The organism is Neobacillus mesonae (genome assembly GCF_001636315.1).
GTDB classification, from domain to species: domain Bacteria; phylum Bacillota; class Bacilli; order Bacillales; family Cytobacillaceae; genus Neobacillus; species Neobacillus mesonae.
In genome coordinates, this window is record NZ_KV440949.1 from 3378895 (window position 1) to 3405228 (window position 26334).

At 41.1% G+C, this 26334-nt stretch carries 23 protein-coding genes; 22 read left to right on the plus strand and 1 reads right to left on the minus strand.

The genetic code is table 11. The annotated features are described in order from the left end of the window. The first annotated feature begins 7 nt into the window (after positions 1 to 7). The 9 genes from A6749_RS15815 (at position 8) to A6749_RS15855 (ending at position 9506) form a co-directional block, all read left to right on the plus strand. Positions 8 to 1084: a YheC/YheD family endospore coat-associated protein gene (locus tag A6749_RS15815; protein WP_066391420.1), complete on the plus strand. Its 1077-nt coding sequence runs from the start codon at positions 8 to 10 to the stop codon at positions 1082 to 1084. Between the two features lie 5 nt (positions 1085 to 1089). After that, complete coding sequence (locus A6749_RS15820) at positions 1090 to 2475, plus strand: Mur ligase family protein (RefSeq protein WP_066391422.1); 1386 nt, start codon at positions 1090 to 1092, stop codon at positions 2473 to 2475. Positions 2476 to 2601: 126 nt separating this feature from the next. Further along, positions 2602 to 3825: an ATP-grasp domain-containing protein gene (locus A6749_RS15825; RefSeq protein WP_066391424.1), complete on the plus strand. Its 1224-nt coding sequence runs from the start codon at positions 2602 to 2604 to the stop codon at positions 3823 to 3825. 12 nt (positions 3826 to 3837) lie between these two features. Then, positions 3838 to 4860, plus strand: coding sequence for a YheC/YheD family protein (locus tag A6749_RS15830; RefSeq protein ID WP_066391431.1), 1023 nt, complete (start codon positions 3838 to 3840; stop codon positions 4858 to 4860). Positions 4861 to 5145: 285 nt separating this feature from the next. Further along, positions 5146 to 6894, plus strand: a complete 1749-nt coding sequence (locus A6749_RS15835) for an alkaline phosphatase D family protein (protein WP_066391433.1) — start codon at positions 5146 to 5148, stop codon at positions 6892 to 6894. A 43-nt stretch (positions 6895 to 6937) separates the two neighbouring features. Next, the gene (gene tatA / locus A6749_RS15840; protein WP_066391435.1) at positions 6938 to 7144 is read left to right on the plus strand and encodes a twin-arginine translocase TatA/TatE family subunit; all 207 of its coding nucleotides are present in this window, start codon (positions 6938 to 6940) and stop codon (positions 7142 to 7144) included. 91 nt (positions 7145 to 7235) lie between these two features. Then, positions 7236 to 7955 (plus strand): twin-arginine translocase subunit TatC, encoded by a 720-nt coding sequence (gene tatC, locus A6749_RS15845; protein WP_066391439.1) that lies wholly within the window; start codon positions 7236 to 7238, stop codon positions 7953 to 7955. Between the two features lie 208 nt (positions 7956 to 8163). Continuing rightward, positions 8164 to 8739, plus strand: coding sequence for a LemA family protein (locus tag A6749_RS15850; protein ID WP_066391440.1), 576 nt, complete (start codon positions 8164 to 8166; stop codon positions 8737 to 8739). Then, the gene (locus A6749_RS15855) at positions 8739 to 9506 is read left to right on the plus strand and encodes a TPM domain-containing protein (protein ID WP_066391441.1); all 768 of its coding nucleotides are present in this window, start codon (positions 8739 to 8741) and stop codon (positions 9504 to 9506) included. The genes A6749_RS15850 and A6749_RS15855 overlap by 1 nt, the downstream gene beginning before the upstream one ends. A gap of 23 nt (positions 9507 to 9529) precedes the next feature. On the opposite strand, the gene A6749_RS15860 is transcribed toward A6749_RS15855, so the two are convergent. Next, the gene (locus tag A6749_RS15860) at positions 9530 to 9802 is read right to left on the minus strand and encodes a thioredoxin family protein (protein ID WP_066391443.1); all 273 of its coding nucleotides are present in this window, start codon (positions 9800 to 9802) and stop codon (positions 9530 to 9532) included. A 452-nt stretch (positions 9803 to 10254) separates the two neighbouring features. Between A6749_RS15860 and A6749_RS15865 the strand changes: the two genes are divergently transcribed. From A6749_RS15865 to A6749_RS15925, 13 genes are all read left to right on the plus strand, one after another. Further along, a complete protein-coding gene (locus A6749_RS15865) occupies positions 10255 to 11991 on the plus strand; it encodes a sensor histidine kinase (protein ID WP_236719677.1) in 1737 nt (578 codons plus the stop codon). After that, positions 11966 to 12748, plus strand: coding sequence for a response regulator transcription factor (locus A6749_RS15870; RefSeq protein WP_066391445.1), 783 nt, complete (start codon positions 11966 to 11968; stop codon positions 12746 to 12748). Before A6749_RS15865 ends, A6749_RS15870 begins: the two co-directional genes overlap by 26 nt. A gap of 122 nt (positions 12749 to 12870) precedes the next feature. Continuing rightward, on the plus strand, positions 12871 to 14148 hold the full coding sequence (locus A6749_RS15875; RefSeq protein ID WP_066391447.1) for an ABC transporter substrate-binding protein: 1278 nt from the start codon (positions 12871 to 12873) through the stop codon (positions 14146 to 14148). A gap of 57 nt (positions 14149 to 14205) precedes the next feature. Beyond that, a complete protein-coding gene (locus tag A6749_RS15880; RefSeq protein ID WP_066401000.1) occupies positions 14206 to 15117 on the plus strand; it encodes a carbohydrate ABC transporter permease in 912 nt (303 codons plus the stop codon). Positions 15118 to 15151: 34 nt separating this feature from the next. Beyond that, positions 15152 to 15982: a carbohydrate ABC transporter permease gene (locus A6749_RS15885; RefSeq protein ID WP_066391449.1), complete on the plus strand. Its 831-nt coding sequence runs from the start codon at positions 15152 to 15154 to the stop codon at positions 15980 to 15982. A gap of 89 nt (positions 15983 to 16071) precedes the next feature. Further along, positions 16072 to 17337, plus strand: coding sequence for an MFS transporter (locus A6749_RS15890; protein WP_161487151.1), 1266 nt, complete (start codon positions 16072 to 16074; stop codon positions 17335 to 17337). A 24-nt stretch (positions 17338 to 17361) separates the two neighbouring features. Continuing rightward, entirely contained in the window at positions 17362 to 19050 is a 1689-nt protein-coding gene (locus A6749_RS15895; RefSeq protein WP_066391451.1) for an amylo-alpha-1,6-glucosidase, read from the plus strand. Between the two features lie 327 nt (positions 19051 to 19377). After that, entirely contained in the window at positions 19378 to 20157 is a 780-nt protein-coding gene (locus tag A6749_RS15900) for an SDR family NAD(P)-dependent oxidoreductase (protein ID WP_066391458.1), read from the plus strand. A gap of 42 nt (positions 20158 to 20199) precedes the next feature. Continuing rightward, positions 20200 to 21588, plus strand: a complete 1389-nt coding sequence (gene gcvPA, locus A6749_RS15905) for an aminomethyl-transferring glycine dehydrogenase subunit GcvPA (protein ID WP_066391460.1) — start codon at positions 20200 to 20202, stop codon at positions 21586 to 21588. 16 nt (positions 21589 to 21604) lie between these two features. Beyond that, a complete protein-coding gene (gene gcvPB / locus A6749_RS15910) occupies positions 21605 to 23170 on the plus strand; it encodes an aminomethyl-transferring glycine dehydrogenase subunit GcvPB (protein WP_066391462.1) in 1566 nt (521 codons plus the stop codon). Positions 23171 to 23201: 31 nt separating this feature from the next. Further along, positions 23202 to 24494: an ABC transporter substrate-binding protein gene (locus tag A6749_RS15915; RefSeq protein ID WP_066391464.1), complete on the plus strand. Its 1293-nt coding sequence runs from the start codon at positions 23202 to 23204 to the stop codon at positions 24492 to 24494. A 77-nt stretch (positions 24495 to 24571) separates the two neighbouring features. Beyond that, on the plus strand, positions 24572 to 25501 hold the full coding sequence (locus tag A6749_RS15920) for a carbohydrate ABC transporter permease (protein ID WP_407937533.1): 930 nt from the start codon (positions 24572 to 24574) through the stop codon (positions 25499 to 25501). After that, on the plus strand, positions 25501 to 26331 hold the full coding sequence (locus A6749_RS15925) for a carbohydrate ABC transporter permease (protein ID WP_066391466.1): 831 nt from the start codon (positions 25501 to 25503) through the stop codon (positions 26329 to 26331). Before A6749_RS15920 ends, A6749_RS15925 begins: the two co-directional genes overlap by 1 nt. The last annotated feature ends 3 nt before the right edge of the window (positions 26332 to 26334 follow it).

Consider the following 26334-nt stretch of genomic DNA (forward strand, 5'->3'; position numbering starts at 1 on the left):
TAGAGGATTGAATGACTCATATATTGGAATTTTAGTAGATGGTTTTGTGTATAGAGGAATTAAACACGGCTATTCCACATTTGAACGTGTGTCTTTTTATGAGCAAGCTAGCAAACAATATGGCGTTATTCCGTGTTTTTTTCGTTTAAGGGATGTCACACTCGAATCGAACCAGGTCCAGGCATTGGTAAAGGGGGCTAATGGAAGATACAAATTAACAACTATTCCAATCCCATCAGTCATTCATAATCGCAGTTTGTTTTTTCATAAACAATCAAAAGGGAAGTTATTGAGCCTGCAAGATGCAGGCATTACCGTTTTTAACGGATGGAACCGCTATGGGAAAATGACTGTTCATGAAATTCTTATGGGGAATGAGGAATTGCATTCCCATTTGCCTGAAACGAGAAGGGCAAGTTTAGAGAACCTGAAGGAGATGATGAACCGGTATAATGAGTTGATCATCAAGCCGAATAGCAGCAGTCTTGGCGCCGGCATCATAATGGTTGAACGCGTGGACGATGGAGTGTGGGCAGTCAATCACAAACAGGAAAAGAAGCTATTTACTAACGAATTACCGTTAATACTCCTTAAAAAGGCAGCCAATAAACATTATCTGATTCAGCAGCGAATTCCGCTTGCCAAGTATCAAGGCAGGCCATTCGATTTGCGTGTATCCGTTCAGAAAAACGGCTCAGGTGAATGGCAGGTTAGTGGAATTGTTTGTAAAGTGGCGAAACTAGGCAAATATGTAACAAATGTTGCCAAGGGTGGTACGTGTAAATCGCTTCGGGAATTAATAAGCGGCTGTCCCAAAATGGATTATGACAAGGTTTATACCCAGATTGAAGCTTTTTCTCTAAAGGTAGTGAAGGAATTAGAAGGTCGGTTCCCTAGTCTGGCAGATGTGGGATTAGATATAGGTCTAACCGAAGATGGTTTCCCAATGTTTATTGAATGTAACGGAAGGGATCTAAGAATTACCTTTGGAAAGGCGAGCTTGATGGAAGAGTGGAAAGCAACTCATACTACACCAATTAGCTATGCACGCTATCTCTTAGATTCGAAGACCGCAGAGGAGTAAATAGGATGAAGGATCTCAGACTTTCAGACTTTTTAGAAACGATTGATGGTAAACTGCTCCAAGGAAATCCTGACGATTATATTCGAAAAATGGTTAGGAGGCATAATAGTCTTAGTGAACATTGTTTGTATTTTCATACCAGTAAAAAAGCTTTGAAGGCAGAAAGCTTAGCTGGAAAATCAGGGTACACGATTGTAACAGAAGATAAAGAGAACCTCCCGAAGGTATCTGAGACTGCTAATGTTATTTTGGTTGAAAATGCAAAGGATTCCTATTGGAGGTTTATAGATTACTATCGAAATCAATTCCAGATTCCTGTGATTGGAGTAACTGGTACATGTGGTAAAACAACGACGAAGGATATGATTAAACACATTATGAACCGAAGCATGAAGGTTCATTCCACCCTTTATAGTCAAAACGGGCTTCATTTGAATTTAAACTATTTAATGGGCTTGACAGAGCAGACTGAAGCAGCGGTATTTGAAATGGGGGTAGCTTATCCAGGTAACATTAGGGTAAGTGGTAAATATTTCAAACCAACCGTTGGAATCATTACAAACATTGGCGAAGCACATTTAGAAGGCTGCAGGACGTTGGAAAACTATATTAAAGCAAAGGGAGAAATGCTTGAGGTTTTAGCTGATGATGGAACATTAATTATTAATGCTGATGATGCGAATATTAAAAGTCTGCCAATTGCTTTATATAAAGGAACCGTCCTTTCATTTGGAAAGGATGAGACTGCTGACTTCCAAATTGTAGATATCCAATTTGAACAAAATAAAATGATTTATCGTTTACGGGTAGAGCACAACGAATATAAAGTTACGATCCCAGGGGCTGGAGAGCACAATGTCTATAATAGTCTGGCTGCCATTGCTGCAACTGCTGCCATTGGGATTCCCATCGAAGAAGCGGTTCAAAGGCTCAGTACGTTTCAAAATATGGAACGCCATACAAAATTATATTACGGAGATAACATAACGGTAATCGACGACACGTGGAGCTGTAATCCAAGTTCGGTAATGTCTGGTCTAGAAGTATTAAAAAAGATGTCGAACGGCATGAAAGAGGTGCTGGTTCTTGGGAGAATGCAGCGTCTTGGGAATCAAGAACGAATGCAGCATATACAGATGGCGCAAAGGCTCATGGATATTGGGGAAGTCGATCAATTGATTACCGTGGGTCCATCCGCAAGAATTACCGGTGAAAGAGCGATTGAATTAGGTATGAACCCCGCAAAAGTTCATTCGGTTATGAACGCAGAGGAATTGGAAGCTAAATTGGCTGAAATTCGTGATGAGGAAATGATGATTTTATTTAAAATGTCCCTTGGAAAAATGAGCCCGTCCTATCGAAGGGTGGTAGAAAAGTATCGATTTACCTAAGCAAAAATCATAAAGCCGCTATGAGTGTCCATGGCGGTTTTATGTGTATCATTATGTAACAGAATGACATACGTTATGATAGAGCATTTTTCTTTAATCTGTAAAAACTGGGGATGGAAGGCTAGTATGCAAACAATCGTTTTTATCGGAAGTAATAAATCTGGAACGAGCAGAGAAGCCCTAACCATTTCAAATGAAATGGGATATTTTACGGTTTTATTAACGAATCGAAAAAGTTTTATTAGACAAATGAAAGAATTTCCTGAAGTTCATCGAATAATCTATGTCGAGGATTTATTAGACAAGGATCATATTCTTTCGATTATCAAGGACCTAGAGCAAGAAAAATGTCAGATAAAAGCGGTTATTAGTTTTATAGATCCATTTGTCGCTTTTGCTGGAAGAATTTCACAAGAATTAGACCTTGTCTATTTATCTAATGATGCCCTTGCAATCATGGAGGAAAAAAACCTTGTTCGCAAACATTTTAAAAAAAATCCAGTTTCCCCCAAATATACTGTTTATCATTATGATGAATCCATTGACGAAATTATGAAGGAATTCGATGATTCCTTCCCACTTGTCCTAAAGTCTCCTGTCTCCAATGGTTCAAAGGATGTACTGCCCGTTAAGTCAACGGAGGAATTGAAAGAAGGACTAAAATATTTGAAAAAAAGAACACCGAACAAAACGGTTTTAATCGAAGAATATTTGATGGGACCGCAGTATTTAATTGAAGTCATGGTGGTAAATGGGGAGATTTCGATTATTGCCGTTATAGAGCAGGATATTTTGAATGGTACACGATTTATTATCACGGGTTATAGCTATCCGGCGTTATTAAGTTTTGATGAGAGCAAAACATTACAAAGCGCTGTCTTTCATATTATCCAACAACTTGAATTGGTTAATGGAACATGCCACCTGGAAATGCGGAATGTTAAGGGTCAGTGGAAGCTGATTGAAATTAATCCGAGGATGTCCGGCGGTGCAATGAATCGAATCATTGAAGAAGGGACAGGGATTAACCTTGTAAAGGAAACAATCAAATTATTCCTAGGGTTGGAGCCGGTTCTTGAAAAGACGGTTATGAAATATGTTTATGCAAAATTTCTTACCATTCAATCGAAAGGAAAATTAATCAAAGTAACTGGGAAAAATCGAGCCTTAAAGCATGATGGTGTGACAGAGGTTTTTGTAAAGCCGCGTAAAGGGGCAATTTTAAGGGAACCACAGTCTCTCGGTGACCGCTATGCCTATGTGATTGCTGTTGCCGATTCCGCTATAAAGGCAAAAGAAATAGCGTCAAAAGCAGCCGATGAAATAAAATTTTACTTAGACCCTCTTTAAGGAAGTGAGATTATGGTGCTTATTGGCATGCTGCACCATCGAAAGCATCCTGACATGGTGAAGAAAGCCTATCCATTTGCGGCTGTCGCCAAAATGGAGGGAATTGATTTTATTTATTTTTCCTTTGATAGTGTGGACTTTGAACAAAAGATTGTAAATGGCTGGGTTTACGAAAAGGGAAAATGGGTTCAGGAGCAAAAGGAATTCCCAGCGGTCATCATTAACAGCTGCAATCCTAAAACAAATAAACATTCTTTGATTTTACAGAGGCTAAAAACCTTTGCTATTTTTACAAGTTTCCCGGTTGGGAATAAGCTAAAGGTATATAAGAAGGTCAAAAAGGCCAAAAAATTTGCTTCATATTTGATTCCCTCATACCTCCTAACGAAGGCTAATGAACTTTTCTCATTATTAGAATCCCATCCTGCAGCAGTTATTAAACCTGTTTCCGGAAATCGCGGCAGAAAGATTTTTTTTATAAAAAAAACAGCTGAGTCATATCTTTGGATGGACGGGGCCGACACACATGCTTATAACAAACAACAATTGGAAGCTGCCATTTTTCAAGTACTAAAAGAACAGAAGTATTTGCTGCAGCCTTTTATTGAATGTAAGACAAAATCCGGATTAATCTACGACTTCCGGCTGCATGTTCAAAAAAATGGAAGCGGTCAGTGGGAAATTACATTAATATATCCTCGTATAAGCGGTAATACAAAGATGGTGAGCAATGTTTCGAGCGGCGGCTATCGTGGCGAACTGATTCCATTTCTTAAGGATGAATTTGAGGAAGACTATAGCAAGATGGAACAAAAGCTTGAAAAATTCGCATTATCCTTTGCCGATCATTTAGATACTCTTTATGAAAATCCTTTTGATGAGCTAGGGATTGATGTAGGGGTCGATCAATATCAAAGGCTCTGGTTATTTGAAGTCAATTGGCGTCCTGGAGCAAAAAACCGGGAATTTCAGGTTGCCCAACGGATGCTCCCTTATTGCCGCTATTTAGCGGAAACAAAAGGAATAATCGTATGAAGCTGAAAATTACAGAGATTTTATAGAAGGTCCAATGGGGAATAGCACCATTGGTCTTTTGTTTAAATTTTGTAAAAGATTTATGAAGAAAAGTAGGTAAGTAGAATTAGGAAAAAAGTAAATTTACCAATCGGGCATGGGGAACGTTTCTTTTTTCTATGTCTAAATAGCTAAGTATTTAATGGTATGAATTTTCCGCTTTACAATTGTTTACATTCTCTTAAAATTCCCCCTTTATAATCAAAATTGCAAGTGAGAATTAATGTGAAAGGGGAAAGAAAGATAATGCGAGAGATACCTTTAAATGAATGGATGAAGAAATTGAATTCAGAAAGGCTGCAGCACAATCTTGACAGGCGCCGTTTTCTGCAAGGGGCTGGAAAAATTGCAGGCCTATCACTGGGTATAGCAATAGCTCAATCAATGGGTGGATTTGAGGTTAATGCAGATCCAACTTTTAGTGATTATCCGTTCACACTTGGGGTTGCTTCCGGCGACCCATTATCAGACGGTGTGGTGTTATGGACGAGGCTGGCTCCCGACCCGTTAAATGGCGGCGGCATGCCTCCTCATAGTGTACCGGTAAAATGGGAGATAGCAACTGATCCATATTTTCGAAGCATTGTCGGGCGGGGGACTGAACTTGCTAGACCCGAGCTTGGCCATTCTATCCATGTAGAGGTAAGCGGATTGAAAGCCAATCACGAATATTTTTACCGGTTTAAAAGCGGAAGTGAAATAAGCCCGACTGGAAAAACAAAAACACTTCCTGAATCAGGAGAAGGTATCTCGCAGCTCAAGTTTGCCTTTGTTTCATGTCAGCAATTTGAACATGGATACTTTACTGCTTATCAGCATCTAGCAAAAGAAGAACTTGACCTTGTCTTTCATTTAGGTGATTACATATATGAATACGGACCAAATGAATATATTGCAGCAAGCGGTAATGTCCGAACTCACAGCGGTCCGGAAATAAAAACACTTGTAGACTACCGTAACCGCTATGCCCAATACCGTTCAGATACCCATTTACAAGCTGCTCATGCGGCTTTCCCGTGGATTGTGACTTGGGATGATCATGAGGTGGAGAACAACTATGCAAACATTATTCCGGAAAAGGGACAGTCCGTGGAGGAATTTATTATTCGACGGGCGGCTGCTTACCAAGCCTATTACGAGCATATGCCGCTTCGAAAGTCATCCCTGCCACAAGGAGCAGATATGAAAATTTATCGCCAGTTCGAATACGGAGACCTCGCTTCTTTCTTCGTACTTGATACACGGCAATATCGCGATGACCAGGCAAATGGGGATAAAAGCTCACCGCAGACACCTGAATCTCTTGATCCGAAACGAACCTTGCTGGGGACTGAGCAGGAAGAATGGCTGTTCCAGCGTTTGGATAATTCGACGAAAAAGTGGAATGTATTAGCACAGCAAATCTTCTTTGCCCAGCGGAATTATGGAACGGCTGCGTCACCAAAGTACAGCATGGATGCTTGGGACGGATATCCTGCTGCGCGTCAGCATGTATTAGATTATGCAAAAGAAAACCAATTAAACAATTTAATCGTTTTAACGGGTGATGTTCATGCAAGCTGGGCATCTAATTTATTGGAAGATTTTAATGATGGTAACTCTAGAGTTTTTGGAGCAGAATTTGTCGGGACCTCCATTACTTCAGGCGGTAATGGGGCAGATAAACGGGCAGATACAGATAAAATATTAGGATTGAACCCAAATATAAAATTCTTTAATGACTACCGTGGGTATGTACGCTGTAAGGTAACTCCCGACCGCTGGCAGGCCGATTACCGTGTCGTTCCCTATGTCTCCGCAATAGGAGCGGATATTTCAACAAGAGCTTCCTTTGTTTTTGAAAAAGATGGACAAGGGCTCAAACAGATTTCTACTACAGAAGTACCATTAGGACAGAAACTTTCAACTGAAGTAGAAGAGGATCGAAACCGCGCCCATAGTCGTGCACACCAAAGGCAATTAGAGAAAAAAGGGAAGAAAGTGCCTAGACCGTAATTTTCATTGCAGCCAATAAAATGTAATAAGGAGTTGAGTGTTTGTGTTTTCAAATATCGGAATTCCAGGTTTAATCTTGATCCTAGTCATTGCACTCATTATTTTCGGTCCCTCTAAACTTCCGGAAATTGGCCGTGCATTCGGACGAACCTTATCGGAATTCAAAACCGCCACCAAAGAGCTTGTCACGGGAGAGGAAAAAGAGGAAGAACAAAAAGCTGCGGTAACTTTAGTGAAAAAAGAAGGTTAGAACAAATAATGCTTAGCGAGGGCAGGCGGGGCAACTCGTCTGCTCCTCTTTTTTATCCGGGATTTCAGGACATTAAGGGAGGTATTGTTGAGTGGACGGCAAAGAATTGCATATTTTGGGACATTTAGAGGAGTTGCGGGCAAGGATCATCAAAACGGTAATTGCCTTTATCGTCATTTTTATCATCATGTTCATCAATGTTCAAGATATCTATTATTGGCTGATAAGGGATTTAGATCAAAAACTCGCTGTTCTTGGTCCGGGCGATATTGTATGGGTGTATATGATGATTACGGCGGTGTTTTCAGTGGCAGCGTTGATTCCGGTGGCCGCCTATCAGATATGGAAGTTTGTTGCACCTGCTTTAAAACCTGAGGAGCGAAGAGTAACACTATGGTTTATTCCTTTTCTTTTTCTATTATTTTTATGCGGGATAGGATTTGGCTATTTTGTTTTATTCCCAACAGTATTGGGGTTTTTAACCTCTTTGTCACAGGGGCAATTTGAGACCATGTTTACTGCCGGCGAATATTTCAGATTCATGCTGAATTTGACATTGCCTTTTGGCATCTTGTTTGAAATGCCGCTGTTAGTCATTTTTTTAACGAGGCTAGGAATAGTAAATCCCATGCGTCTTGCTAAAGTAAGGAAACTCTCCTATTTTATCTTAATTGTTGTCTCAATCTTGGTAACACCGCCAGATTTCATGTCGGATATTCTAGTTATTGTTCCGCTACTCGTTCTCTACGAATTAAGTGTGACTTTATCAAAAATAGTTTATCGGAAGAAACTGTTAAAGGAAGCGATATAAGTTTTTTGTGCGGACTTTTGTCCCGAGCTTTTTCTGTGAGCAAATGAAGGATTCGTGCTTTAGAATTGAAGTTTAAGATAAGAATTTTTGTGGTAACCAAAAAAAATCAGACTTTGGCCTTCGTTAAACACTGTCTTCTTTTGTTGAAAAAGGTAAGTTATTTTGACGGTGATACATACTATAGGAGAGAGAAGGGAGCGTGGTTACTATGAAAAAAGGTATGTTATCTATTATCGTTGTTGTGGCGATAATTGTTGTGTTTGGGCTCATGCTGATGTCCAGCTACAACAATTTTGTTAATTTGGAGGAAAATGTTGGCCAGTCATATGCCCAAATCGAAAATCAATTACAGCGAAGACTGGACTTAATCCCAAACTTGGTCAGCACTGTTAAAGGTTATGCTGCCCATGAAAAGGAAGTCATCGCCTCCATTTCGGATGCGCGCTCAAGACTTGCAGGCGCAAAAACACCCCAGGAAGAAGCAACAGCCAATGCCGATTTATCAAGTGCATTAAGCCGCCTTTTGGTTGTGGTGGAAAATTACCCAAATTTAAAAGCGGATAAGCAGTTTACCCAGCTCATGGATGAACTGGCTGGAACGGAAAATAGAATAGCTGTGGCACGAAAAGATTATAACGACCAAGTTGCAGAATATAACAAAAAGATCAAGAGGTTTCCTGGAAGCTTGATTGCAGGAATGACCGGATTTAAAGAAAAAGAATATTTCAAAGCCGACCCGAAAGCACAGGAAGTCCCAAAGGTTGACTTTGGAGGAAATGGTTAATGAACACGAAAACGATCCTCAGCTTCTTACTGGCACTTTTTACTTTATTTCTTAGTGCAGTTACTGCGAATGCCGAGGATGTTCAAATACCAAAGCCTGTTGGTGATATTTATGTACAGGATTTTGCCAATGTTTTAAGTGAAACTGAGGTTTCGCAATTAAATGCCTATGGTAGAAGTATTGAAGTCCAAACTACTGCACAGATTGCGGTGTTAACGGTCCCGACTATAGGTGGTCGTTCCATTGAGGAATTTGCTAATGAGGCATTTCGAAAATATGGCATTGGGAACCGGAAGGAAAATAATGGTGTTTTGCTGGTTCTAGCAATGAAGGAAAAGAAGATATGGATTGAGGTTGGATACGGGCTTGAAGGGGGAATCCCTGATGGAAAAGCGGGTCGGATTTTAGATGAATATGCCATACCTAAGCTTAAGAGCGGGCAACCTAACCAGGCGATTGTATCTACGTACCAGGCTCTTGCTAAAGAGGTTCTTGCAGAATATGGTATTGAAGGCGGGCAGGGCCAGCGTGAGAATCAGGCGCCACAGGCGGCAGCTGGACAGGATGAAGGGGTTGGAATCCCCTCCTGGCTGTTAATCATAATTGTACTTGTGATTGTCTTTCTAGACTTTAAATTCTTCGGCGGTACCCTTACTTATTTCCTGCTCTCGATGATCTCCCGTGGTGGAGGCAGAGGAAGCGGAGGAGGCCCCCGCGGTGGCGGCGGGGGATCTTCCGGCGGAGGAGGTGCCGGGCGTGGCTGGTAATGCTTGTTAAGAAAATATTCATTTTATATTAGTGTAAAACCCCGCTTTAAAAGCAGTGAATTGATACGCTTTTGCCCAACTCCTGCATACTTATCTATTTCTTTACCATTATCATCTAGAAGAACTAGTGTAGGAGTTTTTTTAATACTGTACCTTTCCGCTAATACTAAGTCATTTTCATCCATTGTTTTTGACAGGTTTATGATCTGGTCAGCTTCGATTCCACATTGCACTAGATAAGCGTCAAGCATTTTACAGGCTGGACAATGATCCTGCTTGAATACGATCAATTTCATAAACAGTCATCTCCTTTTAAAAAATGGCGAACAGTAACTGGTACCACTGTTCGCCATATGAAACGGTGATTTTAGATGAAAGTTGAGTCAGTTAACTATTCAGGAGGACATTCTGGACAATCATCACAATCAGCAACTAGGGTTGAGCCAGTTGATGAAATAACGAGATCTGGACATGCTTCATCTGCTGGAACACAATTTCTAATTGTAATACCACAAATTACATATTCGCAACAACGCACCTGAGGACTTCTTATGCCCACATTAATCACCTCAATTCGCTATATTATAAGGATGTTTCACTATATAGTACATGCTTTAAGTGGATAAAAAGAAACGGCATATTCATCAAAAAAAGATTTATTCATTTTTTGCTTGTTATCACCCACCCCTCCTGTTGCTCATATCCATACCGGACATGTAGAATGGATGTCGAAGGGAGGCGAATTTTGGTGGTAAGGTTTTTGCGGCGGGTAAAGGAGAAGTTTACGGATCTTTTGTATGGCAGTATTCGGGCGAAGCTAATGCTTTTTTTTGTTACGGTAGCTTTGGTACCGCTGCTTTTATTTGGGTATGCCTCTTATAAAAAGTCCTCCACGATCGTCAATCAGCAATTCAATAAATATGAGAAGTTTGCGATATCCCAGCTGGAAACGCAATTGGTGAACACGATTGACCAGATGTTTGTAGTATCAAAGGATATTCAACAATACTTATCCGACCCAACCTTAATTGTCATTAAAGAGGAGATTCCAAAGACATATGAAGGGTTCATCGAAAAAAAGAATTTTGAACGATTTCTGGAAGCCCATAAAACGTTCAATACAAAGGGCATTTATTTAATTACGGGCTCCGGGTATTTTTATGGTGGTACCTATTTAAATACGGAAATGCTATTTCAGGAACCCTTTTGGAAAAAGGCTGAGAACCTAGACTCCGGAGATCACTGGATAGGATTTTACCAAACACAGCATTACGACAACAGCAAGCCTCCCGAGCAAATGGTTGGCCTGGTTGTACCGATTCAAAGTCAATATGGGGTTTTAAAGGGAAGCAAACTGCTCATTGAAACGAAAGCAGACGAGCTCTTTTCTTATATAAAATATCTGGAACGGGATGTTCATGCGTTTGTTATGATCCGTGATGATAAGAAAAACATTCTTTACAGTTCTGCTGTAAACCGGAATCCAAATGCCAACGATATTGTTAGAAGGACCAGCCTTGATGCCTACGGGTGGCAGGTTGAGGTACGGGTTCCGGAAAAGCTGTTTTATAAGTCATCGACGGTGATTTTGAACTATACCCTGCTAGGGATATTCTTTTCGATTCTCTTAGCAAGCTTACTAGCGATGCTATTTTCTGACCCAATTGCCAAGCGGCTCAGAAAGCTGAAGGCTTCAATGGGGCGGGTAAGTGCAGGAGAGCTCGACCTGCAGGTGCCGGTAAAAGAAAGAGATGAAATCGCAAGCTTAACCGTCAGCTTCAACCAGATGGTTCTGCAAATTAAGGAGCTAATTGAGGAAATCAGCGAGACGGAAAGGTTAAAGCGGAAAGCTGAACTAAGAGCTTTCCATTACCAAATTAATCCGCATTTACTGTTTAATACGTTGAACTCCATCCAGTGGAAAGCTCGGCTCGCGAATGCTCATGAAGTCCAGCAAATGATTTATCATTTAACCGAGGTCCTTCATGAAAATTTGAATTTCTCTGATGAGTTAATTCCTTTGAAGAAGGAACTTAGTACCATCAAGCACTATTTGAAAGTGCAGGAAATTCGCTTTGGTCATATGTTTGACTATGAAGAAACGGTCAGTCCCGAGGCGATGAATTATCTAATTCCAAGGCTGTCATTGCAGCCTTTGTTTGAGAATATTTTTTTCCATGCTTTTGAGGATGGCAATGGTATGATTAAGTTAACAGTTGAAGACAAGTCTGATGTCCTAGAACTGACATTAAGTGATAATGGAAAAGGGATGACGGCGGAGAAAGCCTCGATGCTGCTCCAGTCTCATGAGACAAAGCCAAAATCACGAGGAATCGGCGTTTACAATGTTGACCAGCGGCTAAAGCTCCACTTCGGCAGCGAATATGGTCTCGAGATCGTATCAGAGCTTAAGGAAGGGACAACTATCATCATGCGCTGGCCAAAAAGGAGTGCATCATATGATCAAAGTAATAGTAGTCGATGATGAATATATCGTTCGCAAAGGCCTAATTGCCACCATTAATTGGGGAAAGTATAACATGGAAGTGGTAGCGGACGCGGCAAACGGGGTTAAGGGCTGGGAGCAGTTCCTTGAACATACTCCTGAGGTTGTTATTACCGACATCGTCATGCCGGAAATGAATGGAATTGAGCTGGCAAGGGAAATTAAGCAGGAAGCACCACATACGAAAATATTGCTGCTAAGCTGCCACCGGGATTTTGAATATGCCCAAGAAGGCATTAAGCTGGGGGCTTCTGGTTATATAGTGAAAACCGCGTTTCAGGACGATGAATTTGAAGAATATTTAGCGGCATTCGCAAAGGAAATTGAGAGGGAAAAAGCTGAAAATCCCCCTCATATCTATCAAAAAGTAGGGCATGATGCCTGGCCTGAGCCGATTCAAAAGGCTGTACAACTCATTACAAAGGACCTTTCGAAATCACACTCATCGGCTGACATTGCCTATGAGGTAGGCTTAAGTAGAAGCCATTTTAGCACACTGTTTAAAAAATCAGTAGGAGAAAGCTTTTCTGATTTTACAGAAAAACTGAAACTAACAGCGGCCTGTGAACTCCTTGAATCAACATCTTTTACTTTACAGGAAATAGGAGAGAAAATTGGAATTCAGGACGGAAAATATTTAAGCAAATGGTTTAAAAAATGCACAGGGGAGACCCCTTCTGAGTACCGTCAAACAAAAAGGAGAATGGAATCGAACAATTTTCCCCCTTTGGCCTAATATTACAGAAAACTTAAAACATTTATACGACAAATTTAATAAAATTTTCAGTATGTAGCCGCTTTCAAAGGAGATAAAATGAAAGCGGTTATATTTTTTAGTCAAAAAGGAGGAAATTCCTAATGAGGAAAATTAGTATCACAGCAATGATTTTATTACTAATTAGTATGTTTTCCTTAGCCGCTTGTTCCAGCTCCGGTTCGAGTGAAAACAAAGCAGCTGGTGACGGCGGAAATTCGGATACAAAAGGGACTACAACGCTCCGCTTTGCAACATGGGATTCTGGGGAGGCATTGAAAATCCAGCAGGATATTGCAAAAAAGTTCGAAGAAAAGAATCCTGGAGTAAAGGTTCAAGTTGAAGCATATGGTGATGGTTTTGATCAGAAGCTTGCTGCTTCTTTTGGCGCAAAAAATCCTCCAGACGTTATGTATATGTGGAATTTCCCGGCATATGTAGAATCTCTTGAGCCGCTGGATCAGTATATTAAAGGTGATCCGGAAATGGATTTAAACGATTATTACCAAGGTTTATTTAACTACTCAAGCCTAAACGGAAAAATTTATGGTATGCCGGCAGGGTTTACGACAAGGGTTGTTTATTATAACAAGGATTTATTCGATCAAGCAAAAATTCCTTATCCAAAAGATGGCTGGACCTGGGATGATTTCAAACAAATTGCGAAGAAACTGTCAGACCCAAGCAAGAAACAATACGGTTTTGGTGTTGTGCCTGAGCCTGATACGTATGACCTTCAAGGCCTCATTTGGAGTAATGGCGGAAGCTACATCAGCGACGATGGGAAGAAAATCAACGGCTATATGAACAGCCCGGAAACGATTGAAGCCATTAGTGTTTTAAGCGATATGTTAAAAGACAAAAGCGCAGTACTTGTTGGCGGTAAAAACCAGCAAAGCGGCGACGATATTTTCAAGGCTGGAAAAATTGCAATGTGGGAAAGCGGAGTCTGGCCGTTAGAAGGGTTTAAACAAGCGAAGATTAACTTTGGTACGGTTGAGGTTCCATCATTTGGCTCAAAACCAGCTAAAGGAGTGATTGCTTCTTCAGCGGTGTCAATCGCAAAGGATTCCAAACATAAAGACCTTGCCTATAAATTCGTGAAATTCTATTCTTCTCCGGAAGCGATTAAAATGCGGACAGCTGATTTACCGGTGCGCATTAGTGTCGTGAAGGAAATGAAGATGGAGCAGGATCCTAACTTGAGCCCATTCTACAAAATGCTAGAACGCTCAGATAACACACCTGCCTTCTTATTGAACAAAAACTGGAATGAAATTAACCGTAATCTCTCCGCCGCTATTAATGCCGTCATGCTTGGGCAGGATGCAAAAAAACTATTAAATACAGCAGCTGAGGACTCAGAGAGATACTTGAAGTAAGACTAACTAAATGAGGTGTTCAACATGAAAGCTATCCCTGCCTCTAATAAACCGTATATGGAGTTAAATCAAAAAAAGAAAATAAAGTGGGACAAGATTGTCCCCTTTCTTTTTATATCTCCTTGGCTGTTTGGGTTTTTGGCCTTTACACTGGGACCGCTAATATATTCACTTGTGATTAGCTTTTTTGATTGGCCTGTTGTCGGGCAGGCGAAATTCGTCGGTATTGACAACTATAAAACGATGTTTATGGACGATCCGTTATTTTGGAAATCGTTATGGGTAACCGTAAAATTTGCTGCCATTTTCGTTCCTTTAAACATCATTATCGCTTTAGTACTAGCTCTGTTATTGAATCAAAATGTAAAAGGACATTCCTTTTTTAGAACATTTTTCTATCTTCCTTCTGTTATTTCCGGGGTTGCCCTTGCAATGATCTGGGCGTGGGTGTTTAACGGAGAATATGGAATTCTTAACTACTTCTTGTCCTTAGCGGGTATCCAAGGTCCTGACTGGCTGAACGATATGAGCTGGGCGCTCGTTGCGATGGTTATTGCCAGCCTATGGGGACAAGGACAGATGATGCTGATCTTTTTGGCCGGTTTGAAAGGAATTTCTAAAGAAATGTATGAAGCGGCTTCGATAGATGGGGCGAATAAAATCACGCAATTTTTTAAGATTACGCTGCCGCTGTTAACGCCAACAATTCTGTTTAATTTAATTACAACGATTATTTCCGCATTCCAGCAATTAACGTTAGCGCTTTTGTTAACCGGAGGCGGCCCGCTTAACTCAACCTATTTTTACGCAATGTATGTTTACGAAAATGCCTTCAAATATTTTAAAATGGGCTATTCATCAGCCAATGCCTGGTTTATGTTTTTAATTGTTTTAGGTTTGTCATTATTAGTGTTCAAATCCTCGTCGGCCTGGGTGTACTACGAAGGAGAAGTGAAGAAGAAAAAATAGGTTCACACAATCTATGGATACGAGGGGTTGTCCGATGAAAACGAAAAACAGGGTTTATAAAACCTTTATATATGTTCTTTTAATCTTTTTCTCATTATTGTTTTTAGCGCCATTATTTTGGATGGTAACAACTTCATTGAAAGGACCGGATGAACTGTACCAGTTCCCGCCAAAGTGGATCCCGTCCGTCTTTCACTTTGAAAACTTTAAAAATGCCTGGATTTCTCAGCCATTTACACAATTTCTTACGAATTCCGTGACAGTTACAATCTTGGCGACGCTGGGACAAGTTATCTCTTCATCGTTAGTAGCTTACGGGTTTGCAAGATTCACATTCAAGGGAAGAGATTTTCTATTTATCGTTCTGCTTGCGACCATGATGATTCCTTGGGAAGTAACAATGATTCCGCTATATATGGAATTTAACTGGCTTGGCTGGATCAACACATTGAAACCGCTGATTGTACCTGCCTGGTTTGGCGGACCATTTTTCATCTTTTTGCTTCGTCAGTTTATTATGGGAATTCCAAAGGAACTGGATGAAGCAGCAAGAATCGATGGGGCAAACGCGTTTCAGATCTTTTATAAGATTTACCTGCCTTTGATGAAGCCGCCGTTGATTCTTGTATCGGTATTCAGCTTTTTGAACTGCTGGAATGACTATTTAGGACCGCTGGTATTTTTAAATGACCAAAGCAAATACACCTTAACACTTGGCTTGGCACAGTTCAAAGGGATGTTTGGTGTAAATATGGAAGGAATTATGGCGATCACATTCCTAGTCTGTCTGCCGCCGCTCGTTCTCTTCTTTGTTGCCCAGCGCTACATCATGGAAGACGTTTCGAAGAGTGGGGTAAAAGGGTAGATTCATCAAATTGTTTGGCAGAAATGAAAATGCTGGTCAGCAGGTTGATTCCTATCTGGCCAGCAAGTTTATTAGGAAGGTTGACATTCATGTTACAAACAATATCCTTATCGCCCGGTGTTAAAAGATTTTTAGCTACAGAATCACTGTACGGGCTAAGTATCGGAATGTTTACATTAATCCTGAATCTTCATTTATACGAATTGGGTATTTCTGAAAAACAGATTGGTTTCATTACTTCATCGGGAATTTTAGTAAAGGGAATTTTTGCAATAACAGTAGGTATTCTTGCCAAAAAAATAGGCAGGAAAAAGCTTTTGGTAGCAGGTATCGGGAGTGTTGCTTTAGGATGTACGATTTTTGCGCTATCTAAAAGCTTTATGTTATTTTTTTTGGCCCAAATCATCGTCTCTATCGGTTTCACTCTGGTTGAAACAACTGAAATTCAGCTGCTGTTCTATTATAGCCGTTCAAAAAGAGAGGAAACTCAAGCATATAGTTTTATGTTTGCTGTATTTACTGCTTTTACAGGTGTAGGAACGTTACTTGCCGGCTTTCTCCCAAAGTGGCTTGATTCTTCTGGAGACGGATACCAGAATACATTATTGATCACGTCTATTGTGTTTATCCTGTTAGTGTGTACGAGAGCTGTACTCCTTCCATCTGAACAGAGAAAAGAAGCTGTACCAGCCCCACAGAATGGTAAAAAGAATATTTCAACTGTTATGAGAAAGCCTTCACGAGACCTATGGAAAAAATTACTATTATTTTCAGTTTTGGCGTTTCTAACTGGAGGTGCCGTTTCCTGTCTGCAGCCTTATCTAAATCTATTTGTAAAATTTCGATTTGATTTTTCAAACGAGGCTATCTCTATCTTACTGGCATTTAATGGTTTTGCGTTGTTCATTGGTTCCGTTTTTTCTCCATTTTTAATTGAAAAGCTTGGGATCAATAAAACTTTTTTCTGTATTTATCTAGTAAATATTATTTTCTGCTTTATTTTATTCTTGAACATTCCTGTCTATTTTTTTTCAGCCTTACTTGTTATCAGAGGCGGGAGTTTTACGATGCTGACAAATTTGGCCGACAGCCTTTCTATGTCATCGTTTAGAGATGAAGAACGCGACCAATATGCGGGGATGAGTCTTGTTTTTCGCAGTATTGGCTCTGCGCTTGTCGCTTTTGGGATTAGCAATATTATAGCTGGGAAAAATTACACACTCCCATTTTTACTGACAGGCCTGTTTTTATTTGCAGGTTATCTCTATTTTTCCCGGGTGATTAAACCAAAATATCTTCAAAGTAATAGAGATTCTTATTCTACCGGGCAGAAACAAATTGGAAATGAAGTATAGAATTACTGAATAAGAGGTGGACTTATGTTTGATATTCGAAAAATCCCATTCAGCCGTTACGGCTCGTTTATCACAATCTCGCCCAACCATCAGGAAGGGGCAGGCGGACCGCTTTACATCCGCAATATCCGCAATGGCGACAATGATTTTGGCGAAGTATTCCGGCTTGATCTGATTTGGCAGGGACAGACGCTATCCTATAAGCCGGTGCTTGAGCCCAGCGTTCTTCGGCTTGAAAGCAGCGAAGGCTTCGCAGAGTTTTGTATAACGGAAGAAAGAGTCTTACAAATTAGAAGCAATCGGGTTGGGGTAAGATTGACGGGAATTACTGGGGCGTATGATTATGCGGTCAAGGTGGAGGAAAACCGCTGGGAAGTCAATCATTCGATGCAGGAAATGCGTTATATGCTCACCACGCTTAAAGGGCGCATTGTAATGGATGCCCCGTTTATCGAGCAGCGCTGTGAGAAAATTATCGCGGACCTGCTGCCTGCTGATTCCGAAGAGGAGATGGAATGTGTAATAGAAGAATTTACTACGGTGTATCAGCCGCGTTCCTATCTTTCTTTCGCCCAGGGACGGACCCGCGTTTCAGAAGATTTCCAAGCTTGGTATGAAAAAACGCTTGAGACACCTGAAGAATATAGTCAGGGGAAAAACCTCGCGGCTTATATTACCTGGTCCTGTGTTGTTCCTCCGGAGGGAATATTGCTGCGCCCGGCGATGTATATGTCCAAGAACTGGATGACCAACATTTGGAGCTGGGACCATTGCTTTAACGCTATGGCGTTAGCGAAAAATTCCCCTGAATTGGCCTGGGATCAGTTTATGATCTTTTTCGATCTGCAGGATACATCCGGCACGCTTCCGGATTTCGTTAATAACCGATTTGCGTTGTGGAATTTCACAAAGCCGCCTATCCATGGCTGGACGTTAAGACGATTGTGGGAGCAAAGCAGCTATGTGTCAACGGAGAAACTGGAAGAGGTTTATGAACCATTAACAAGATGGACGAAGTGGTGGCTTACCTATCAGGATGACGACCAAGATGGGATTCCACAATATAATCACGGAAATGACAGCGGCTGGGATAACAGCACGATTTTTCATAAAGGAACGCCTGTGGAAAGCCCCGATCTTTCTTCGTTCTTAGTATTGCAGATGGAGGTGCTCTCTGAAATCGCAGAAAAACTCGGACGGGAAGATGAGGCCGGAAGGTGGAAGCAGGAATCTGAAGAGCTGTTGACAAGAATGATTGAACACTTTTGGGATGGCGAACGTTTTACCGCTAAGAAATCCGGTACTCATGAAGTGATTGAGTCAGACAGTCTTGTTCTATATATTCCAGTCGTCCTTGGAAAAAGACTGCCTGCGGAGATCCTTGAAAAATTGCTTGCCGGTATTAAGCGAAAAGGCTTTTTAACGGATTATGGTCTGGCAACGGAGCTGCCTTCAAGCGCATTCTATAAGGATGATGGCTATTGGCGGGGGCCGATTTGGGCGCCGACGACCATGCTCATTGTCGACGGTCTGCTGTCTGCCGGCGAACGCGAGCTGGCTTTAGAGATTGCCCGCAAGTTTTGTGAGATGGCCAACACATCTGGTATGGCCGAAAACTATAACGCTCTGAATGGGGAGGGATTGCGGGATCCTGCCTTTACTTGGACATCGAGTGTATTTTTAATGCTTGGGCACCTAATTAAGAGTAATTAATATCATGGGGCGTTTATCGTCCATTCTATGGTTAATTTTACTAAAAAATATACTGCTGAAATCACATTAATCTAATGTTTTTACTAAGATAATAGGTGATTTCAGCACTTTTTTTGGCGAAATTTGATATTTAACTATCAATTAAACTATTTTTTACTAAAATTTTTAACTATTTATTTAGTAAAAATATTGAATATTATTATTGTTGAGAGTAAAATAAAGGGGTAAATCTTTACTAAACATAAATATCCCCTCCAGAAAAGTTAGAGCGTTTATGTTCAAGCAATTTTGAAAGGGGTTTCTAAAAAACAACAGGAGGTATACGAGATGGTTTTACAAGATTACTTTGGATTAGAAAATAAAGTTTGTGTGGTAACAGGGGGAGCGTCCGGAATTGGTTTAGCAACGGCAACACTTTTAGCTGAAGTTGGTTCTAGAGTGGTTCTGTTAGATATTAACGAAGAAAACGGGCAAAAGGCGGCTGCTGACCTTCGCGAGAAGGATTATAAGGCTGAATTTGTCCGCTGTGATGTGACAAATGCCGATGACTGTGCCAAGGTAAAAGATCATCTTGAAGCAAACTACGGTGCGGTTGATGTACTGTTTAATAACGCTGGTGTGATCAGAAGAAAAACAGTTGTAGATTTAGAAGAATCCGATTGGGATTTAGTCATCGACGTATCGTTAAAAGGAGTATATCTTCTATCAAAATATTTAATCCCGCTTATGGCAAAGGGAGGCGGCGGAAGTATCATCAATACTGGCTCTGGCTGGGGATTAAAAGGCGGAGACCAAGCAGCCGCATACTGTGCTGCAAAGGCTGGCGTTGTGAATCTAACAAAAGCAATGGCGATTGACCATGGTCCGCAAAACATCCGTGTGAACTGCATTTGCCCGGGAGACACTGATACACCGTTGTTAAGAAGTGAAGCGAAGCAATTAAACCTGCAGGAGGATGCTTTCCTAGTTTCGTCCGCAAAAGGTCGTCCATTAGAAAGACTAGGTACACCAAGAGATATTGCGAAAGGTGTATTATTCCTAGCAAGCGACTTGTCTTCTTGGATTACCGGTACAGATTTAATTGTTGACGGCGGAGGCTTGGCATAAGGTTTGATTGAACAATGTAAAGACTACTAGGAGGTTATTTATATGTCACAAAAGGTACATCCTTATATACCGAATATGGTCCCTGAAGTACAGGCTGAGATGTTAAAGGTAATCGGCGCAGAATCCATTATGGAGTTATATTCCTGCATACCTGAGGAATTACAGCTTAAGGAAGAGATGAAGATTCCTCCAGCGCTTACAGAGTATGAGCTTAGACGTCATATTGAAGGGCTTTTGAATAAAAACACCAGCACAAAGGAATATGTAAATTTCCTTGGAGCGGGGTGCTGGCAGCATTTTGTTCCAGCGGTGTGCGACGAAGTTAATCAGCGTTCTGAATTTTTAACGGCATACGCCGGTGAACCTTATGAGGATCACGGACGTTTCCAGGCACTTTTTGAGTATCAGAGTTTAGTAGCTGAGTTAGTAGATATGGATGTTGTCAATGTACCGACATTTGATTGGGGACAAGCTGCATCAACATCCGTACGGATGGCGGCCCGTATTACCGGACGGAAGAAAATCCTTCTTGCTAATACAGTGGGACCGGAACGCAGTAAGATCATCATTAATTACGGAACACCTGAACTGCAATTTGAATTTGTTGAATTTAATACAGAAACCGGCGCCATGGATTTATCCGATTTACAAGCAAAATTAACAGAGGACGTAGCGGCTGTTTATTTTGAAAATCCATCCTACCTTGGATTTATCGAGGTTCAGGGACCTGAGATTTCTAAGCTAGTGAAGGATAATAAATCGCTTCTGGTAGTCGGGGTTGACCCTATTTCTCTAGGAGTTATCGCACCTCCTAGCCAGTATGGAGCAGATATTGTCTGCGGCGATCTGCAGCCTTTAGGAATGCATATGAACTTCAGCGGCGGGCAGGCAGGATTCATCGCAACGCGTGATGAAGTGGAATTCGTTCAAGAATATCCATCCCGCTTATTTGGGATAGTTCCTACGGTTAAAGAAGGAGAATACGGATTTGGGGATGTCTTCTATGACCGGACATCATTTGCTTTACGGGAAAAAGGGAAAGAATCCGTTGGTACCCAAACGGCATTATGGGGAATCACAGCGGGTGTCTATTTAGCACTGCTTGGACCGGAAGGCATGCAGGAAGTCGGTCAAACGATTATGCAAAATAGTCAATACGCGGCACAGCAATTAAATCAAATTGATGGTGTTAAAGGGTCGCGCTTAGCTTCACCATTCTTCAAAGAGTTTATTGTTGATTTTGATGAAACCGGCCTAACAGTGAATGAAATAAATCAGAAATTGCTGAAGAAGAAAATTTTTGGCGGAAAAGACCTTTCAGAAGAGTTCCCTGAGTTTGGACAGTCGGCGCTATTTTGTGTAACCGAGGTTCATACGAAAGAGGATATTGACCATCTCGTTCAATCGATTAAAGAGATTTTGACGAAATAGAGAGGAGTTTTTTGATATGCAAAGGATTAAGCGTACGAGCAAAACCCGCGATTTTCATCAGGCAAAATGGAATGAACCGATTGTTTTCGAACTTCATCAGCCTGGTGAAAAGGGAGTAGAGCTGCCGCCTGTAAATAAACAAATCGCATCTGCTGTAGGCGATGGAGTATCTGTGATTCCGGAAATCATGAAAAGAAAGCAAAAACCAAATTTACCTGAAATCGGCCAGGCTCGTGTATTACGTCACTATGTAAGACTTTCACAGGAAACGCTTGGGTCTGATTTCAACGTAGAAATTGGTCAAGGGACTTGTACGATGAAATACATCCCTAAAATTAATGAACTGCTGATTCGTGATCCGAAAATGATGGAGCTGCATCCATTACAAGACGAAGGTACGGTTCAAGGGATGCTTGAAATCTTCCATAATCTTGATTTATGTATGCGGGAAATTTCCGGAATGGATTATTTCTCCTTCCAGCCAAGCAGCGGTACACAAGCATTGTTTACAATGGCTTCGATCGTAAGAAAGTACCATGAAACAAGAGGCGAAGGAGATCAGCGTAATGAAATCATTACGACGATTTTCTCACATCCATCTCAGGCGGCAACTGCAGCGGTAAAGGGCTATAAAATTATTACCCTGCACCCGGATGAAAATGGTTTCCCTGATATTGAGAAGCTAAAGGCAGCTGTATCCGAGAGAACAGCAGGGTTTGTAGTAGCTAACCCGGAAGACACTGGGATTTTTAATCCAAGAATTAAAGAATTTACAGATATCGTTCATGAAGCTGGCGGTCTTTGTTTCTATGACCAGGCGAATGCCAATGGCCTTTTAGGAATTACTAGAGCGAAAGAAGCAGGCTTTGATATGTGCTTCTTCAATCTCCATAAAACGTTTGCGGCACCACATATGTGCGGCGGTCCGGCAACGGGTGCACTAGGTGTAACAGCAGAATTAAGAGATTTTCTGCCTGCACCAATAGTGGAGCATCAAGACGGTAAATATTCACTTCAATATGATCTTAAACATTCAATCGGAAAGGTTCGTTCCTTCCATGGTGTAGCGCAAACGGTATTGCGTTCCTATGCGTGGATTCGCGCGCTCGGTCCTGATGGTCTGAAGGAAGTGGCGAAAATTGCCGTGTTAAACAATAACTATATGTACCATAAAGTAATGGCGATTCGCGGGGCAGGTGCACCTTATGTCAAGGGACACCGCTTAGAGCAGGTACGCTACAGCTGGGAGCAGATGGCAAAAGAAACCGGTGTCACAACAGAAGATGTGACAAGAAGAATGACAGATTTCGGTCTTCATTATTGGACAAGCCATCACCCATACATCGTACCGCAGCCATTTACACTGGAGCCGACTGAATCCTACTCAAAAGAGGATTTGGACGAATATATTCATGCGCTCGTGCAAATTTCGAATGAAGCTTATGAAAATCCGGAAATCGTCAAAACTGCACCGCATAATAGCACGATTCATAAAATGGACGAGCAGGACTTTCTTGATAACCCTGAAAAATGGTGCATTACATGGCGTTCTTATTTAAAAAAGGCAAAAACTGAGTGTTAAAAACAAACTATAAAAAATTGGGGGACCAATTATGAAAAAGTATTTGTCTGTTTTACTTGCCGTATTTCTTTTAGTGCTTTCTGCCTGTTCGAATAAATCATCTGACGATCAAGCGAAAACAGGTGATGCGAAACATCCAGCAGGTACAATCACAGTTTGGGGCTGGGACGTTGCAGCAGCAACAATGAAGGCAGCAGTTGAAAACTTCCAGAAAAAATATCCTGATGTAAAGGTAAACGTCGAGGATTTCAACAGCGGTGACCTTTACGAAAAGCTGACTGTTGGGTTAGCTGCAAGAGGAAATGGTCTGCCAGACGTGGTGTTAATGGAGGATGAACGGATTCCGGGCTATATTCATCAGTTCCCGCAAGGCTTCTTGAACTTAAATAAGCTGGGATATGACAAATATAAGGATTCTTTCAACCCTGCAAAGGTTGCTTCCGTACAGGATAAGGATGGAAACTTCATCGCGGCTCCTTGGGATATCGGCCCTGCCGGAGTATTCTACCGCGTCGACTATTTTAAAAAGGCCGGTGTTGACCCGAATTCCATCCAAACATGGGATGATTATATTGCAGCAGGAAAGAAGATTAAGGAAGCAACTGGCAAAAAGATGCTGCCAATCGATATTCCTAACTATGATGGCGTCTTCCAAATGATGATGCAGCAGCAAGGACTCTCTTATTTCGATCAAGATGGAAAAATCACGCTGAAGTCTCCGGAAGCAGTTCGTGCAATGAAAGTAATCAAACAGCTTCATGACGAAGATTTAATCTTAAATAATAAGGGCTGGGACGGTATTGTTACGGCGACAGTCAATGGTGAAGTTGCTACAGTTCCTTATGGTGTTTGGTATACAGGTTCGATTATGGACCAAGCTCCGGATTTAAAAGGTAAGTGGGATGTATTTTTCTTGCCAAGCTTTAAAGAAGGCGGCACGCGATATGCGAACGTTGGAGGATCATCTTTATTGATCCCGGCAACAACTAAAAATCAATCTGCAGCCTATGCCTTTGTTGAGTTCTTTACAACAGATAAGGCATCTCAAATGTTAGGCTTTGAAAAATACGGACTTTTCCCATCCTTAAAGGATACTTATAATGATCCGAAATTTACGGCCAATAGCGAATACTTCAATGACAGCCCGGTGTTCAAGAAATTTGCTGATATTGTTGATCAAGTGCCAAAAATTCACTTAACTGAAAACTTTGCAAAAGCAAGCAAGCTGATGTCTGATGCACAAGCGGCGATTCTTTTGGAAAATAAACCAGTAGAATCTGCCTTAAAAGATGCGCAAAACCAACTCGAAAATCAAATGAGATAGATGGCTGATCGGAAATGAGAGAGGACGCAACGCCTTCTCTCATTTCTATCAAATGGAAGCTATTCCGAAGCCAGGAGGTGCCCTTAGTGGAAAAAACGGAAAAGGTAGTCAGTACTGCCTCCAATTATCGTACCAAAAATAGAAAAAACTTATTAACTCCAAAAAATGCTCCATATGTATTTATCGCTCCGGCGTTTATATTAATTATGATTTTTACTGTGTATCCCGTTATTTCTTCGTTTATCTTAAGCTTTCAAGAGGTGCGGGGGGTAGAAAAAACGTTTGTCGGTTTATCTAACTATACACGTTTGATCCATGACCCGGTTTTTTATAAATCGTTAATTAATACGTTTCAAATCTTGATCGTTCAAGTGCCAATTATGATCTTTTTGGCCATCCTAATCGCTGTGGGGCTTAATTCGACCTTGATTAAGGCGAAGTCACTTTTCCGGATTGCCTATTTTATGCCAGCGATTACTGCTCTAGTCGCAGCCTCTATTGTGTTTATGATTCTATTAGACGAGCATTTTGGATTAGTGAACTATCTCTTATCACTTATTGGCTTGGATCATATTCCTTGGTTAACGACTCCTTTCTGGGCGAAGATTTCTGTCATTCTCGTCATGACATGGAGATGGACCGGATATAATATGGTCATATTTTTAGCGGGACTGCAAAATATCCCGGCTGATTTATACGAAGCCGCAAGTATTGATGGAGCAGGCAAGGTTAAACAATTTTTTATGATTACGCTGCCGCAATTAAAGCCGGTATTCATTTTCACAGTGGTCATGTCCACAATTGGTACACTTCAGTTGTTTGATGAGCCGTTTATTTTAACACACGGCGGTCCAAACAGCGCGACGATGACGATTACACTTTATTTATATGAAACAGGCTTTAAGTTCTTTGACTTTGGCTATGCATCGGCCATTGCGTATGTACTGGTATTGATCACTGCAGTCATTTCATGGATTCAGATGAAATTGGTAGGTGATAATGAATAATGATAACTTCTAAGAAGCTTTCAACAAAAATTTGGATTTATATTTTACTAATAATCGGTGCGATTCTATCAATTGCTCCATTTTATTGGATGATTGTCGGATCGACCCATCCATCGGGGGATATCTTTCGCGTTCCGCCAAAGCTTCTTCCCGGAAACTACTTGGCGAAAAACTTTGAATCACTAAGTGAGTCCTTAGGGATTGCAAAGGTGTTTTGGAATTCCTTGTTTATTGCGATTGTCTATACTGTTCTCAGCACGCTGATCAGTGCAATGGCAGGCTATGCGTTTGCGAAATATCGCTTTAAAGGAAAAAATGCTTTCTTTTTTGTTATTTTATGCTCATTGATGATACCTTTCCAAGTAACGTTGATTCCATTGTTTGAAATGATGGTATCATTCGATTGGTTAAATACGTATCAAGCGATTATTCTGCCAAGCTTGGCAGCACCATTTTCGATTTATCTAATGAGGCAAAATATGCAGGCTGTTCCGGATTCAATTATTGAAGCATCACGGGTTGACGGGGCAGGAGAGCTAAGAATTTTCTTTACCGTCATATTACCGGTAACAAGGCCGGCACTCGCTGCTGTTGCCATCTTCCAATTTATGTCACAATGGAACAGCTTACTCTGGCCGCTCATTACGCTAAACTCGAAGGATATGTTTACCCTTCCTGTAGCATTATCCAGCTTAATTGGAATGGCGAGAATTGATTATGGAGAAGTAATGCTGGGAACCACTTTATCAACGATTCCAATTATGATTTTCTTCTTATTGCTGCAAAAGCAATTTATCTCAGGAATTTTAGGTGGTTCTGTTAAAGAATAAGAG

Coding starts and splice junctions, on each gene's coding strand:
- A6749_RS15860 (WP_066391443.1), bottom strand. CDS start 9,802: ATGAAATTGATCGTATTCAAGCAGGATCATTGTCCAGCCTGTAAAATG.
- gcvPA (WP_066391460.1), top strand. CDS start 20,200: ATGTCACAAAAGGTACATCCTTATATACCGAATATGGTCCCTGAAGTA.
- A6749_RS15835 (WP_066391433.1), top strand. CDS start 5,146: ATGCGAGAGATACCTTTAAATGAATGGATGAAGAAATTGAATTCAGAA.
- A6749_RS15880 (WP_066401000.1), top strand. CDS start 14,206: ATGGAGTTAAATCAAAAAAAGAAAATAAAGTGGGACAAGATTGTCCCC.
- A6749_RS15875 (WP_066391447.1), top strand. CDS start 12,871: ATGAGGAAAATTAGTATCACAGCAATGATTTTATTACTAATTAGTATG.
- A6749_RS15900 (WP_066391458.1), top strand. CDS start 19,378: ATGGTTTTACAAGATTACTTTGGATTAGAAAATAAAGTTTGTGTGGTA.
- A6749_RS15890 (WP_161487151.1), top strand. CDS start 16,072: ATGTTACAAACAATATCCTTATCGCCCGGTGTTAAAAGATTTTTAGCT.
- A6749_RS15825 (WP_066391424.1), top strand. CDS start 2,602: ATGCAAACAATCGTTTTTATCGGAAGTAATAAATCTGGAACGAGCAGA.
- gcvPB (WP_066391462.1), top strand. CDS start 21,605: ATGCAAAGGATTAAGCGTACGAGCAAAACCCGCGATTTTCATCAGGCA.
- A6749_RS15895 (WP_066391451.1), top strand. CDS start 17,362: ATGTTTGATATTCGAAAAATCCCATTCAGCCGTTACGGCTCGTTTATC.
- A6749_RS15885 (WP_066391449.1), top strand. CDS start 15,152: ATGAAAACGAAAAACAGGGTTTATAAAACCTTTATATATGTTCTTTTA.
- A6749_RS15850 (WP_066391440.1), top strand. CDS start 8,164: ATGAAAAAAGGTATGTTATCTATTATCGTTGTTGTGGCGATAATTGTT.
- A6749_RS15925 (WP_066391466.1), top strand. CDS start 25,501: ATGATAACTTCTAAGAAGCTTTCAACAAAAATTTGGATTTATATTTTA.
- A6749_RS15820 (WP_066391422.1), top strand. CDS start 1,090: ATGAAGGATCTCAGACTTTCAGACTTTTTAGAAACGATTGATGGTAAA.
- A6749_RS15870 (WP_066391445.1), top strand. CDS start 11,966: ATGATCAAAGTAATAGTAGTCGATGATGAATATATCGTTCGCAAAGGC.
- A6749_RS15855 (WP_066391441.1), top strand. CDS start 8,739: ATGAACACGAAAACGATCCTCAGCTTCTTACTGGCACTTTTTACTTTA.
- A6749_RS15915 (WP_066391464.1), top strand. CDS start 23,202: ATGAAAAAGTATTTGTCTGTTTTACTTGCCGTATTTCTTTTAGTGCTT.
- A6749_RS15830 (WP_066391431.1), top strand. CDS start 3,838: ATGGTGCTTATTGGCATGCTGCACCATCGAAAGCATCCTGACATGGTG.